Source organism: Rhodopirellula sp. SH410 (assembly GCF_055811895.1).
Genome location: NZ_CM147949.1, coordinates 5,502,498 through 5,516,510, shown reverse-complemented (window position 1 = coordinate 5,516,510; position 14,013 = coordinate 5,502,498). Strand labels below are relative to the sequence as shown.

The 14,013-nt window shown below is 59.1% G+C and carries 9 protein-coding genes; 6 read left to right on the top strand and 3 right to left on the bottom strand.

All coding sequences use genetic code 11. The features are described from left to right. The first annotated feature begins 83 nt into the window (after nucleotides 1-83). From SH410x_RS20055 to SH410x_RS20045, 3 genes are all read left to right on the top strand, one after another. Nucleotides 84-1,496, top strand: a complete 1,413-nt coding sequence (locus SH410x_RS20055; protein WP_473670271.1) for a glycosyltransferase — start codon at nucleotides 84-86, stop codon at nucleotides 1,494-1,496. Further along, a complete protein-coding gene (locus SH410x_RS20050) occupies nucleotides 1,493-2,545 on the top strand; it encodes a glycosyltransferase family 2 protein (protein WP_473670270.1) in 1,053 nt (350 codons plus the stop codon). Before SH410x_RS20055 ends, SH410x_RS20050 begins: the two co-directional genes overlap by 4 nt. A 580-nt stretch (nucleotides 2,546-3,125) precedes the next feature. Beyond that, nucleotides 3,126-7,109, top strand: a complete 3,984-nt coding sequence (locus SH410x_RS20045; RefSeq protein WP_473670269.1) for an efflux RND transporter permease subunit — start codon at nucleotides 3,126-3,128, stop codon at nucleotides 7,107-7,109. 156 nt (nucleotides 7,110-7,265) lie between these two features. Here SH410x_RS20045 and SH410x_RS20040 read toward each other — a convergent pair whose 3' ends face one another. The 3 genes from SH410x_RS20040 to SH410x_RS20030 form a co-directional block, all read right to left on the bottom strand. Then, entirely contained in the window at nucleotides 7,266-7,751 is a 486-nt protein-coding gene (locus SH410x_RS20040; RefSeq protein WP_473670268.1) for an ATP-dependent zinc protease family protein, read from the bottom strand. A 60-nt stretch (nucleotides 7,752-7,811) separates the two neighbouring features. Then, the gene (gene lpdA, locus SH410x_RS20035) at nucleotides 7,812-9,233 is read right to left on the bottom strand and encodes a dihydrolipoyl dehydrogenase (protein WP_473670267.1); all 1,422 of its coding nucleotides are present in this window, start codon (nucleotides 9,231-9,233) and stop codon (nucleotides 7,812-7,814) included. 254 nt (nucleotides 9,234-9,487) lie between these two features. Continuing rightward, entirely contained in the window at nucleotides 9,488-10,144 is a 657-nt protein-coding gene (locus SH410x_RS20030) for a hypothetical protein (RefSeq protein ID WP_473670266.1), read from the bottom strand. A gap of 243 nt (nucleotides 10,145-10,387) precedes the next feature. On the opposite strand from SH410x_RS20030, the gene SH410x_RS20025 reads away from it, so the two are divergent. The 3 genes from SH410x_RS20025 (at nucleotide 10,388) to SH410x_RS20015 (ending at nucleotide 13,959) form a co-directional block, all read left to right on the top strand. Next, nucleotides 10,388-10,750 (top strand): hypothetical protein, encoded by a 363-nt coding sequence (locus SH410x_RS20025; RefSeq protein ID WP_473670265.1) that lies wholly within the window; start codon nucleotides 10,388-10,390, stop codon nucleotides 10,748-10,750. Continuing rightward, nucleotides 10,731-12,038 carry a hypothetical protein gene (locus tag SH410x_RS20020; RefSeq protein WP_473670264.1) on the top strand — a complete coding sequence of 436 codons (1,308 nt, stop codon included), beginning with the start codon at nucleotides 10,731-10,733 and terminating at the stop codon, nucleotides 12,036-12,038. Before SH410x_RS20025 ends, SH410x_RS20020 begins: the two co-directional genes overlap by 20 nt. Before the next feature lie 286 nt (nucleotides 12,039-12,324). Then, complete coding sequence (locus SH410x_RS20015; protein ID WP_473670263.1) at nucleotides 12,325-13,959, top strand: sulfatase family protein; 1,635 nt, start codon at nucleotides 12,325-12,327, stop codon at nucleotides 13,957-13,959. Nucleotides 13,960-14,013 lie beyond the last annotated feature (54 nt).

The window sequence follows — 14,013 nt, the reverse complement described above, 5'->3', positions numbered from 1 at the left end:
TCAATAATCACAGACGTTTTTCACTTCGATTGAATCTGATATGAATCGGATCGATAGCCGCCCACCTGCTTATACTGGCTCGAATGGATTTCAATACAGTGCCACCGCCCGAAACTCGCCGACGGATTGCGATTGTCTTTTATGAAACATACCTCGGCTGCGCGCCGAGCTTGATCAACGCTGCGCGGCTGCTCGATGAGCAGGGTTGGGATGTGGATATCGTGATGCGGGATACGGACGCCGATTTCGCCCAGCCACCGCAACTTGGCAAGCATGTGTCATTGCTGCGGATTGGTTTGGGGGAAGGATCGCATGAGCCGACGGCGCCAGCGGGAAGTTCCGCGCGCGTTTTTTCCCCTGCAGCCCCCGCGGCTAGCGGCATCGGTTCACGTCAAGACCGCAGTGAGTCCATGCCGTCGGAGGCGCCGCCCGCCTGCGACACCGTGACGTGGAAGTCTCGAGTTCGACATGCCCTGCCCGAGCCGCTCGCGTTGTTTCTGGAGGCGGTGCGAGATCGAACCCAAGCAATCAGCGCCGAGTTGCATCCCTCCGCATGGATGGCCCGCCGGCGTTTCGTAGAGGGGGTGGCACGCGCAACCCAAGGTCGACGTTACGACGCGGTGATCGGCGTCGACATGCTGGGCTTGGCCGCTGCTCGACCACTCGCAGCCCAACAGCGAGTGCCGCTGGTGTACTGGTCACTGGAGATCATGTTCCTGCGGGATTTCTGGTCACCGGCCTGGCGTCGGACCAAACGGGGCGAGCGAGCCGATCACCGAGCGGCGAGCGTGCTCGTCATCCAAGACTCCGAACGGCAACAGGCGTTGTGCGACGAAAACCGAGCCTGGGACGTACCGACCCTCCTGATTCCGAACTCGCCGCGTGGGCAGGTCTCACAGGATTTATCCCGAGATCGTTTTCATCGGCAATTTGATTTGGACCAATCGGTGCGAGTGATCTTGCATGCCGGTTCCATCTGCGAAGGGATGCGTTCGAGCGATCTTGCCGCAGCGGCAGCAGGCTGGCCCGCCGATAGCACGTTGATCTTTCACAGTCATACGCCGATCGATCTGCAAACGCATTTTTACCGAGACATTGTGGCCAGCGGCGAGGGGCGAGTCTTGATCTCGACAACGCCGGTGCCCTACGACGAACTCGATGACTTGATGGCGTCCGCCGACGTGGGCGTCGTGATTTACGACAGCACGCTCGGACCCAACTTTCAGTTGCTGGCCGGTGCCTCGGGTAAACTTTCACATTACCTGCGGTGTGGCGTGCCAGTCATCAGTGTCGACAATCCGAGCATCGCCCGCGTGCTCAAGGAACATCAATGCGGCATCGGCGTCGATCGAGTCGAAGACGTCGCCGACGCCGTGCAAACGATCTTGGCCGATCATGCGAAGTACCGCTCGCGAGCCATGAAAACCTACCATGATCAATTTGAATTCGAAAAGCATTTCGAGTCTTTGCTGTCCTTTCTGGGAGGTGCACCGTGAAGTCTGAACTCCCCACGCCGCTGCATGATGCCCACGGGTGGCCATGGGATACTGAGGGCCCCCCCTCCATCGAAACTCGCGCCGTCGAGACTCTCACCCCGACGTGGCCGCGCATTACAGTGGTGACCCCCAGCTACAATCAAGGCGTGTTTCTGGAGGAAACGATTCGCTCGGTGTTGCTGCAGGACTATCCGAATTTGGAATACATCGTTGTCGATGGCGGCAGTACCGATTGCAGCGGCGAGGTCCTCGATCACTATGCCGACCACATCACGCACCTCATCCGTGAACCCGATGACGGGCAGTCCGATGCAATTTGCAAGGGGCTCGATCGGGCGACGGGTGAGTTGTTCAACTGGATCAATTCCGACGATCGACTCGCTCCGGGAACACTTCGGGAGTTGGCCCGCCAGTTCGATCGAGCGGATGATTTGTACGCCTTCAACGTCGCCGTGGAAGACGCCCAAGGGCGCCCGCCGACGGATAGCGATACCACGATGGTGAACCGAAATCTATCTGCGATCGCGATGCTGCGATGTGATCGATATTCGTTCAGCCAACCGGGATTATGGTTTCGCATGGAAACCCTACGTCGTTGCGGCGGTATCGACCGCACGTTGAACTATGGATTCGATTGGGATTTGATCGTGCGATACCTCAGCGAACATCCCCGGGTGCAGTACTCGCCCCGTATCGGCGCGATGTTTCGCTTGCACGACCAATCCAAAACGATGGTGGAAACCTCGAAAGCGAACGCCGCTGAGAATCGGTTCCAGCAGGAGAACGAACGTATCCGGGAGAAGCTCGAAGGCACTCTGTCGCCACGTCTCGCTGCGGCTTCGCAGTTAGGGCGACGGCGTGAGCCCTGGAACGAGCACCTGATCGAAGTGCTCGATGATTTTGATCGTTCTCCGATGGCCGCTGCCTGGGCCATCATGCGCGACGTCATCACGCAGCCGCGGACGCGAGCGTCGGTGCGTACATTCGGATCCGTGGCGAGATTGTTGTCGCGGTACGTGCGTCGGATGCCGCAGCGCCGAACACCGTGACACGCCTGGGGAGCTGCCCTCGCTCGAGCGTGGAACCTCGCAAGGAACGCCACCGCCCTCGCTCTGGCGAACATAATGACCGCCCCTCCCCAGAAAAAAATCACGCTGAAATATGCTTCGCATGTTTTCGTAGCGGGGCGTGGGCGTGGGCCAGGCCAGGGCCAGGGGCAGGGCGTGGGAGAGACCAACCGGTAAGGCAAGACGCGTCAGTGACCCGGCGGGTGTACGTTTTTTGATGCCGGACCTGCATCCGGCTCGCCAATGCTGGCCGAGATTTGACTGACACATCACCCCGCCGGGGCACGCCGCTGGCCCGGTATTCCCTGGAGAAAACCCGTAGGTTGAGCGGGTGGCACCGTCGGACGACGACAGCGGCAACCAACCAGTTTTCCTGATCTGCGTATTTTGCCTGACCTGGCTGTTTTTCCCGATCGGCCTGACCGACTGATCGCTTCGCTGATTTCAGCAACGTTGGGAGATATGGCAATGGTTTTGCGAGCGGATTCGCGGTAGCTTGTGCTGTTTGTCGATCCATGAGTCGGTTGCTCCGCAATTCCATCTTACCGCTGCACTGCCGCGTATGAACTCGAATTCTTCCTCGCGTTCCATTTTAGAACGCCCCGGCCCTTGGGGCACCAGCGTCGCGTTGTTGGTGCTGATGGCATTTTTCTTCATTTTGCCGTCCGCGTTTCGGGCTGCCCGCATGGGGCTGCAAAACAAAGAAAACGACATCAAAGACTGGTTGCCGAGCGATTTCCCTGAAACCGCCGAACTGGATTGGTTCGCGGAGCACTTTGCTGGCGAAAGCTTCGTTTTAGCGACTTGGCCGGGCTGTACCGTCGGCGACCAACGTCTGCATTTGCTCGAGAGCAAATTGCTGTACGAATCGGCCGATTTTCGCTCCAAGATGCTAGACGCAAACGCTGGCGAAGCCACCGGATTGTCGCTCGCCGAGCGTCGTGCTCGGGTGCGTGCCCGCGAACTCGGTGAAGAACTGAAGTTACTGCCGCCCGGCAAGAGTCTCGATAATTGGGGCGGTCAGGATGAGAAATGGGTCGCCTCCGCGGACGGGACGTGGTTCTTCATCACCCCCGATGGACGACTTTATCGCTGGGAGGAAGCCAGCAATGGCCCTGCGGGATTGTTCCGCTCGATCAAGAAATCTCTGGGGTTGTACGAGCTGAAGGGGCAATTGGTCACGGCGTTTGGAGAGCCGTCGACGCCCAACAAGATCAACGCGTTCTACAACGATCCTGCGCTGCTGTGTGCACCACTATTTGAAACCGTGCAAACCGGTGCCACGATTGTGGGTGAGTTGTCCGCCGAAGGTGGTGCGTTGTGGCCGGTCGATACCACGGCGCCGGAGTTGAGGGCACGCGTGGCCCGGCGCCGCGCCATGGAGCGTCTCACCGGCAGCCTATTTGCCCCCGCCGTGCCGCCTCAATTTGACTGGACGGCCGAGAGTTTCGCTGCAGCGCTGCCCGTCGAACGGCGAGATCAGTTACCCGTCGGTTACGAGGAGATCGTGCCGCGTGCCTTGCAAGAATTCGCCGACGAGCGATTCGAGGGCGACGTCGACCGCATTGCGACATCGATCACGCCCATCCAGACCGAGGCGTGGTATGCCGTATTCGATGCCATGGAGCTCGAGCCGCCACCACGACTGACGTGCTTGCTCGTCACGCTGACGAGTCTCGCCAAGGACAATTTGGCGTACGCGATCGGACGTGGCACGCTGGGCAGCCCGCAGGGGCGGCTGTTGACGTTGGCCGAGCAGAGCGGAGTCCATCCGCCATCGCCGCCCTCGACGGCGCCGCCGCCATTCAACCGTGAGCCTCCCGTGAGCGTCGACGGGATGCCGCCGCTACGAATGGGGGGGCCGCCCATCGATAATATTGCGATCGATGAAGAGGGCACCGTGACGTTGGTACGGTTGATCGGGTACTGCATCCTGATCGGCGTGGCACTCTCGTATTTTTGTTTCCGCAGTATCAAAGTCACCGTGATGCTGTTCGTTGTCGGTGGTTCCGCAGCGATGTTGGCCTTAGCGATGGTGGGTTGGACGGGCGGACACGTTGATGCCATTCTGCTGAGCATGCCGGCGCTCGTATATGTGCTCGGTCTCTCTGGCGCGATTCACGTGATCAACTACTACCGCGACGAGGTTCGCGTGGGTGGGCAACGGGGCGCGGCCGATCGCGCTCTGCGACACGCGTTGCTGCCGTGCACGCTCGCGGCCGTCACGACCGCCATCGGTCTCGGATCGTTGTATACCAGCAACCTGAAACCGATCAGCAACTTTGGCTTGTATTCTGCAGTCGGTGTGGTTGCGACGCTCGGGATTCTATTCACCTACTTGCCGGCGGCGCTCGAGGTTTTCGCGCCCCAATTCTCCGACGAAAAGAAACGCAAGAAAGGCAAATCAGAGGCACTGGCGCCCGCAGCCACGGCGTCCGAAGCGGACGCTGCTTTTCCTGTCACCACCCAGCTCGAATTGGCAGCATGGTGGGCCGCCTTTGGCCGCTTCATCGTCGGCCATTACCGCCTGGTGGCGCTGACCTGTATCGGTGTGATGGTCGTCGCATCGTTCGGTCTACTGAACATCCGCACCTCCGTGCAATTGCTGAAATTATTCGATGCGGACGCGAGAATTCTACGCGACTACGCCTGGTTGGAAGATAATTTTGGCAAACTCGTGCCCATGGAAATCGTCGTCCGGATGCCGGCTGAGTTGCAGCTCGAAGGAAAGCCGTCAACCAGCGGACCGGACGGGAACCTCGAACGCACCGCTGCCGACGAAACGGGTGACGACGATCGCTCCACCCCCGCGGACCCGATTGCGCTCACTCTGCTGGAACGCATCGAGGCGGTCAGTCGCATTCGCGTCGCCGTCACTCGCACGTTGGGAGAGGAGGGAAGTGGGGAGGTCGGTCAAGCATCGAGCATGGACACGTTCCTGCCACCGCTGCCGGGCGTAGACAATGGGTACAGCGTCGTCCGCAGCCAAATGAATCGGCGACTGACCGCGGCCAAGGACGAACTGTTGGCCAGCGACTACGTCAAGATTGAAGACTATGGGCCGCTCAAGGGCAGCGAGATGTGGCGTCTGAGCCTGCGTGTCAGCGCTCTGTCGGACAATGACTACGGATTGTTTATCAACGATCTTCGCGACGTTGTCGCACCGGTGCTCGAAGCCTATCGGACACGCGCGGTCTTGCTGACCGCGTTGAGCGAATCCGAGGGGGGGCTGACCGGAAAACAGCGTGTGCTCGTCGTGGGCAGTAACCCGGTGAAAAACCTGGCCGACGCCAACCTCCTTAATGAGGATGGCACGGTGAACGAATCTGCCATCTTCCTCAGCACGCTCCACGAACTGCTCGGCAACGAAAGCATCAAGAATCCGGTATGGGGTGATCCCCGGGACCCGGAAAGAAACATGAAGCCGGGCGATCCGAAATGGGAACGCTACGTCAGCGGCTTCGATGCCGTGGTCTGGGTCGGTGGGATTGAGTCATCCCTAGCAAGCCTACGTGATGGAAACAAACCTCTGCATCTAGGCCCCGCGTCTGAGTCGTCGGAGTGGCTGGCGTCTGCCAAGACCGTCATTCACGCGGACGAAATCGCGGCCCAACCGATTGGCAAAAGCATTGTCGCGGTCCCCGCAACGCCCCTGGACCACGTCAACCCGAACGCTGTCCGCTTCACGCAAGGCGATCGCCAGGTCCCGGTTTTTGACGTTCAAGAGGCGGTCTCGCCTCAAGTCGTCTTCACCGGGGTGGTGCCGGTGGTCTACAAGGCTCAGCGGACATTGCTCGGCAGCCTGGTTGAATCCATCATGATGGCGTTCGTCTTGATCGGACTGGTCATGGTCGTGCTGCTCAATCCAGGCAGTTTCCCATCGCAGTGGCTCGAGGCACGAAACCTATTCGACGGGATTGTGGCGGGCATGATTTCGATGGTCCCCAACCTGTTTCCGGTTGTCCTGATCTTCGGGCTGATGGGACTCTGCGGGATCGCGGTCGACATCGGCACGATGATGACCGCATCAGTAGCCATGGGTGTGGCCGTCGACGATACGATTCACTTTCTAAGTTGGTATCGGCAGTTCCTCGAGGAAGGCAAGTCCCGTTACGACGCCGTGATCGAGACCTACCGCAAAGTCGGCCCGGCGATGACCCAGACCACGATCGTCGGTGGACTCGGACTGTTTGTGTTCGCCTTGTCCACGTTCACACCCACCCAGCGTTTCGGAACGCTGATGTTGGTCATGCTGGCGGCGGCGTTGATCGGCGACCTGATCCTGCTGCCGGCACTACTGGTCAGTCCATTGGGCAAATTCTTCAAGCCCCGTGTTGGCTTCACGGCGGAACCATCCCAAGACGGTCTTCGCGTGAGCGTTAACGGAGACCCCGTCACCGCCTGGCAAACCGATGTTGCCGAGAGCGGTGTCTCGGACGTCACCACGGAAGGAACAGGCTCACTGGTGGCCTCCGAAGACGTTCCGGTGCTCAAGGTGCACACGCCGCCGTCACGGGCATCCTCGTCACAACCGAAACGGAAATAGGGATCGCCGGGGACCAACGGCGGGAATCACGAAAGCGATCAGAGCGTTTAGCCGTGGGCGACTGCCAGCGTCCTGGCGTGAGGCTCCATCGGGGCCCCTGCAACGAGCAAAACAAATATGAATGGAACGATTGTTCCATTCATGCTTTGCGATCAACTATGATTTCTTTCGGCGTGGCCGGCGTCCGGCCAAGAAGGATGCAGCGGCATCGACGAGAAAACGTTTGCGAATCGCCTCACGTCCCACCAACATGCGAAACCCCATCGCATCTCGATTCGCGAGCGTCAAATCGACCATCACGCGCCGCTGCAAGATAGCCAGGGGCGTGCGAATAACGATTCGCTCGGCCGCGTCGCCATTGCTGCTGCGAACGTGCCGCCGCTCGAGGATGGGCACGTCTGCATTGATAAAGACATCATCTCGATTTTGCACCGGATGAATCGAGAATCGCACGCGTTCGATTTCGTTGTCGACGTAGGTTTCGACGTCAAAGGCATGGATGGAGCTGGAACGAGCGCCCGTATCGATCTTCGCTTTCACACGTCCCACTCCGAGTTCCGGCAACCCCACCCATTCCCGCCATCCGATGATGAACATCGGTTCGTCGCTGGGCACGCCGGGATCGTCGCTGCAGGAAGGCATGGGGAGTGGAGGGGGAGCGTGGGGAGACGGGGGGGGAGAGCCAGAAACGAATCGCTCTCTCTAGGCGGTATGGATCGCTCGGTCGTCGACGTCGAGGGCAGCTTCGTGCACGGCCTCCGAAAGTGTGGGGTGGGCGTGACAGGTCCGAGCGATGTCCTCGCTACTGGCGCCAAACTCCATCGCCGCGGCGGCTTCGGCGATCAAGTCGCCTGCTCGGGGGCCGATAATATGCACGCCGAGCACGCGATCGGTTTCCTCGTCCGCCAGGATTTTCACGCGTCCATCGGTATCGCCGAGAGTGCGGGCGCGACCGTTGGCCCCAAGTGGGCAGACGCCTTTCTTGTAGGCGATGCCAGCCTCTTTGAGCTGTTGTTCGGTTTGTCCCACCATGGCGATTTCGGGATGCGTGTATACCACCGCAGGAATCACGTCGTAATTCATCTCAGCCGCGATGCCCGCCATGCGTTCGACGCATACGATGCCTTCCTCCATGGCCTTGTGAGCGAGCATCGCACCACCGATGCAGTCGCCGATGGCATAGACGCCCGGGACGTTCGTTTGAAAGTCCTCATTGACTTCGATAAATCCGCGGCGATCCGTTTTAACGCCCGTGGCCGCTAAGCCCAGGTCATCGGTGGCTGGCCAGCGTCCGGTGGCCAATAGCACGCGATCGCAGTAAATCGGCTCGCCACCCTGAATTTCGACCGTGCAGGGTTTGGACTGGGAGGTATCGACGCGGGCCGACGCCACCAAGGTGCTGGTGCGGAACTCGATTCCCTGTTTCTTGAAAGCGCGATGGGCGAGGTTCGCCATCTCGCTGTCGAGTCCGGGGAGCACGTGGTCGAGCGCCTCGAGGACGATCACGCGGCTGCCCAATCGATTCCAAACGCTGCCCAATTCCAGGCCGATGTATCCGCCGCCAATCACGACGAGGACTTCAGGGACCTCGGGGAACGACAGCGCCGTCGTGCTGTTGCCGATCCGCTCGCCGTCTTCTTCGATCGAGGGTAAACGCGCTGGAATGCTGCCTGGGCAGAGCAAAATCTGGTCGGCTTCGATCACCTTGGGCTGGTTTGGATCAGCCCCTGCCGAAGGGATCAACTCGATCGTTTCGGCGGATTGCAGCTTTCCACGTCCAAGGTAGGCAGTGACCCCACGCTTTTTGAACAGCATGTCGATGCCACCGGTCAGCGTGTCGACGATTTTTTCTTTGCGGGCCATCATCACGTCGAGTTCGAGCTCAACGCCTTTGACTTTGACGCCGTGATCGCTCAATCGGTGTTGGGCCTCCTCGTAGAGGTGGCTCGACTCGAGCAGCGCTTTGCTGGGAATACAGCCCACACGCACGCAGGTGCCACCAAATCGTGAGTTTTCATCAATACAGGCGACGTCGATGCCGAGCTGAGCAGCGCGGATGGCGGCGACATAACCGGCGGGACCGCCGCCCAAGACGACGAGTTCGTGGCGAGCCGTATTTGTCATGCGAGAAAATTCTGGGAAAGGAAGCTAGGAAATGGATCCGCTTATTGTTCCCAATCGCTCGTGCGTTGTCGACTACACGACTGGTTTTCTGACGCGGATCGCGGAAGTGCTCCCGCAAAGGAACGAGCGGAAAATGAGTGGCCGAACGCTCCGCGGTCGGAATAGTCGGCCGCTCCGCGGTCGGAATGATCGACCGCGGAGCGTTCGACCACAGTTTCAGACAGTAATTTTCCGCTCGTTTCTAAGCGAGGTGTTTACTGACTCGCCAGGGACGCGTCGAGGGCCACGGTATCGGCAAAGTCGTAGGAGTGGAACGTGCGGCCGATCTGCCTGGCCAGCATCGTGAGAAAGAGCTTGCGAAATTTGGTCTCGGTGGTTTCGCTCGTGTACTGCCCAGCCTGAACGGGGTACGTAAACTCGTCGATTTCCTTGCGAAAGACGACCTTTTCCGCTTCGATGTCGTAAACCGTCAACATGATTGCGGCGCGTCCGCGATACAGTGTCGCCCCGTCACGCAAACGCATATCCGTCATCTCAATGGCCAGCAATCTGTCCGCTTTGATGTCTTTGCCCATTTCCAGATAGTCGATCGTCTCCCAACCGTGCGTATCTCGCCACTGTTGGATGGCTTCGTCATGCACCAACTTGATTTCCTTGACCTCCATCGACAGGATGTCGCTGACTTTGCGAGTCAGCAAACGAGCGGCCACATCGTCACTGTATTGACTCTGGTCGGTCATCGTGACGATCGCGACTTTGGACTCTTTGAACCCATCATATTCAGGTGGGATGCGGTCGGCCCCGACGGCGTGCATCAGATTGCTGAGCAAGCCAAGGCAGCCAGTCTGAGTCAGCAGAACACTGCTGGTCAGGAACAACAGTGCTAGCAGGTGGAAAGACGTCGATTTCATACGGCAAACAGTCAAAAGCGGCAATGCGGCGATGCGGCAAAGAGCAGTGGAGAACGATTGCCCCCCTGTTACGCATTTTCGTGCTTGGTCCGCCACCCCAGTATTGCAATTGATCGAGACGGGGTGCATGACAGGGTTTGCGGCTGGGATTGGGGTCGGCTTGAATTTGGATATGAATTACACTTTGCGGCGTGCAGCCGGGAAGGCTGGGAGCTTTAGAGAACACTTTTCGAGGGAATCGCCATGGAATCGGCATCAGCCACACCCACCGCCCAACAAATCGCTGACCTCGTCATGCAGCGGCTCATCGATGGTGGCGGGATTCCCGATCTCGCCAACGCCAACTTGATGACGATCGAGCAACGGACCATCGAGGAAGTCGACCGGGTCACGCAAATCGTCATGAGCGAACTGCTCGCCAAGCAGTCTCGAGAGGCCGATCCGGTGACCGCCTGTCCCAAATGCGGTATGGAAATGACACCGAAAAAGGCTCAGCATCGCTCGCTGCAAAGTAGACGAGGCCAAGTGAAATTCAAAACCGACGTATCTCATTGCGAGGCTTGCCGCCTCGATTTTTTTCCCTCAGATGAGAACATTGCAGTGTGACATCGACATCGAGCAAACGCCCGCAGTCCTACAGAAAGTTACCATCGCCGCAGCGAGAGACCGTTCCTATGCGGTGGCCAGTCGCAACCTGCGAGACCTCGCTGAACTGACCATCTCTTCCAAGCAATGTCAGCGGATCGCCATTCGCATCGGCAACGAACGACTCGGCGAACAGCAACAAAGCATTGATCGCTACACCGCCGCGAGCATCCCCGAGCAACAGCACGGCCAAAGCCACGATGCACCAGCAAATGATTGGAGCGGACGTGCCGCAGTGATACAGGGTGACGGCGGTCGTGCTCAGATTCGCGATTCGCTTTGGGGGCAGGACAAACCGAGCGACAAAAAGCACCGTTGGTGGCGAGAGACTCAGGCCGGCGTGCTGCAAACGTATCAGTCCAGGCCATCGGACGTGGACCCTCACCCCGAGGTCCCAGAATGTTTGAAAGATCCGCTGTGGATTATTCCCAAAGTGAATGAAATCCATCGCAGCAGCGGTTCATCAAGTGATTCAGGCGAACCTGAGAGTGAGCCATCGCGTGACAGCCAGCCGTCATCAAAGCAATCAGCTTCGGCAGAACCAGCCAGCCAAAACAGCAAGTCGTCACGCAAGGATCACAAGCGTTGGAGCGGCGGTGATCCGTTGGTACAAACGATCGTTGCGACCCGACTGGGATATGATCATCTCGGGTTGGCGTTGGCGGCCGAGGCGTATCGGCGTGGTTTTAACAAAGCCAAAATCAAAGCCTTCATGGGCGACGGCTTGAAAGTGAACTGGTCGCTGTGGTCGAGTCACTTCTCGCACTACACGCCGATCGTCGACATCATGCACGCCTTGGCTTACGTCTACGGCGGTGCGATCGCATCCTGCGGGCGGATCGAAGATGGCTGGCAGTTGTATATCCAGTGGCTCGAGTGGACGTGGAGCGGTGATGTCGATCGAGTCATCACGGCGATGCAACAGCAAGCTGCCGGTCACGAAGATGTTCCCGAAGACCTGCGTCGGGCCATCACCTACCTGAGCAACAACGCGTCGCGGATGCAGTATGCTCGTTATCGGCGTGCGGGACTTCCAGTGACCACCTCGCCCGTGGAATCGGCTCAGAAGCAAATCAACGAGCGGATCAAAGGGACGGAAAAGTTTTGGCGAGACGATTCGCTTGAGCCACTACTGCAGCTCAAAGCGGACGACCTGAGCGAAACGCACGACCGAGACGCCTTCTGGCATCGTCGAGGCCAGCGAAACGACGGCTTCCGCCATCGCAAGACCAAAACCAAAGTTACCTAACAAACCCTGTCATGCACCCTCGAGACGAACCCCCACAGATTCCAACGCTCCAAACCCGTTTGAGGAGCAAAAAGTCGCTATCCTCGGGGCTGTTGCCGGGTAAACACCCACGCGGATATTTTCGTTTGATCGCGTGGGCATCGCCCCGCGCGTCCACCGCTGAGATCGCGGCCCGATCGGCACGCGGTTTCCCGAGTAAGCTGGGGGCGTTCCCCGCGTGGGGAGACCATGAACCTAGCCTGACCTGCGTATTCGCATTGATCCCATGAACACCCCGATGAACTCGATGTCACCTCGCCCCCCCGTCGGCAGCGTGGATGCCGTTGGCATCCTGCCCGAAATCCTTCGCGCACCGTCAGTGCGACGACCGTCAAAACGTTGCCCGGGGTCATCCAGTGCGAGCCCGTCCGCAGGCCGCGTGGGCTGGAAAATGGCCTTGCTGGCGTTGTTCGCGGTTTGGGTACCAAACGGCCGTGCAGTCGCCGAGGAGACTGCTGAACAGACGCGTCCTAACCTGGTTCTGATGATTGCCGATGACATGAACTGGAATGATTGCGGAGCCTATGGGCATCCCGCCATTCGCACCCCCGAGATCGACAAACTCGCCAGCCAGGGTTTGCGGTTTGAGCACGCCTATTTAACAACCAACTCATGCAGCCCATCGCGAGCGAGCATGATTACAGGCAAATATCCCCACAACACCGGTGCTGAACAGCTGCACTGGCCCATTCCGGCGGGCACCGAAACATTTGTGGGCAAACTGCAGGCGTCCGGCTACTACACCGCGGCGGCGGGCAAGTGGCACATGGGAGATGCCATCCGTGACCAGTTTGACAAAGTCTACGAAGCGTCCACCGCAGGTTTCGTCTTGCCATCGGGCAAGAACGGTGAGCCCGCGAAGATGATCGCCGACCAACCCAGCGGTTGCGAGGACTGGGAACGCGCACTGCAGCAACGCGACCGATCCAAACCATTCTTCCTGTGGTTGGCGTCGCTGGACCCCCACCGTGAATATCACGCTGGAGCTCTCGATCCGCCTCACGAAGCCTCTGATGTCATCGTGCCGGACCATTTGCCTGATACGCCTGACGTCCGCGAGGACCTGCGGTTGTATTATGATGAAATTGGTAGACTCGACGGCTATGTTGGTCGGGTGATGAGCGAACTGGAGTCGCAGGGCGTTTCGGATAACACCCTGGTGCTGTTCATCAGTGACAATGGCCGCCCGTTCCCACGCGACAAAACGACGCTTTACGATGGCGGCATCCGCACCCCATGGATCGTTCGCTGGCCCGACAAGGTCGAGGCAGGCAAGGTGACCAACGCCTTGGTCAGTTCGGTGGACATCGCCTCCACGATGATGGAACTCGCGGGTCTGGAGTCCGCTGCGAAACAGACCGATGGCAAGAGTTTTGCCGCCGTACTCGATGACCCCACCACCTCCTATCGTCAATACGCATTCGCAGAAGACCACTGGCACGATTATGAAGATCATGCGCGCTGCGTTGTCGATGAGCGTTTCAAGCTAATTCGAAACGACTACGACGACCTGCCCGCGACGCCGTCGGCGGACGCTGGCCGCGGTTTGTCATGGCAGGGCATGTTGAAATTACAAACCGCAGGGAAACTCACTCCCCAACAGCAAGCCTGCTTTCTCGCCCCCCGCCCCAAGTGGGAACTCTATGACTTGCCGCGAGATCCTGGCGAACAAAATAATGTCATCGACGACCCCGCTTACGCTTCGGTCAAATCCCGACTTCAATCCGCGCTGGCGGCGTGGACGAAACAAACCGGCGACTATCTTCCTAGCAAGAGAACCCCCGATGAATTCGACCGTGTCACCGGCGAACCTGACCATACCGTCCGCAAGCGACCCCGACCTTCGAAGCAGGAGATGTTTGGGACGAATGGAGAGTACTGAGCACATCAGGTCGAAACCACTCGTTGAACCGGGGTCTCAGCGGACCGCGGTACG

Bases quoted from the DNA above. Each gene is read 5' to 3' on its own strand.
- SH410x_RS20055 (WP_473670271.1), top strand. From the start codon at position 84: ATGGATTTCAATACAGTGCCACCGCCCGAAACTCGCCGACGGATTGCG.
- SH410x_RS20045 (WP_473670269.1), top strand. From the start codon at position 3,126: ATGAACTCGAATTCTTCCTCGCGTTCCATTTTAGAACGCCCCGGCCCT.
- SH410x_RS20040 (WP_473670268.1), bottom strand. From the start codon at position 7,751: ATGCCTTCCTGCAGCGACGATCCCGGCGTGCCCAGCGACGAACCGATG.
- lpdA (WP_473670267.1), bottom strand. From the start codon at position 9,233: ATGACAAATACGGCTCGCCACGAACTCGTCGTCTTGGGCGGCGGTCCC.
- SH410x_RS20030 (WP_473670266.1), bottom strand. From the start codon at position 10,144: ATGAAATCGACGTCTTTCCACCTGCTAGCACTGTTGTTCCTGACCAGC.
- SH410x_RS20025 (WP_473670265.1), top strand. From the start codon at position 10,388: ATGGAATCGGCATCAGCCACACCCACCGCCCAACAAATCGCTGACCTC.
- SH410x_RS20020 (WP_473670264.1), top strand. From the start codon at position 10,731: ATGAGAACATTGCAGTGTGACATCGACATCGAGCAAACGCCCGCAGTC.
- SH410x_RS20015 (WP_473670263.1), top strand. From the start codon at position 12,325: ATGTCACCTCGCCCCCCCGTCGGCAGCGTGGATGCCGTTGGCATCCTG.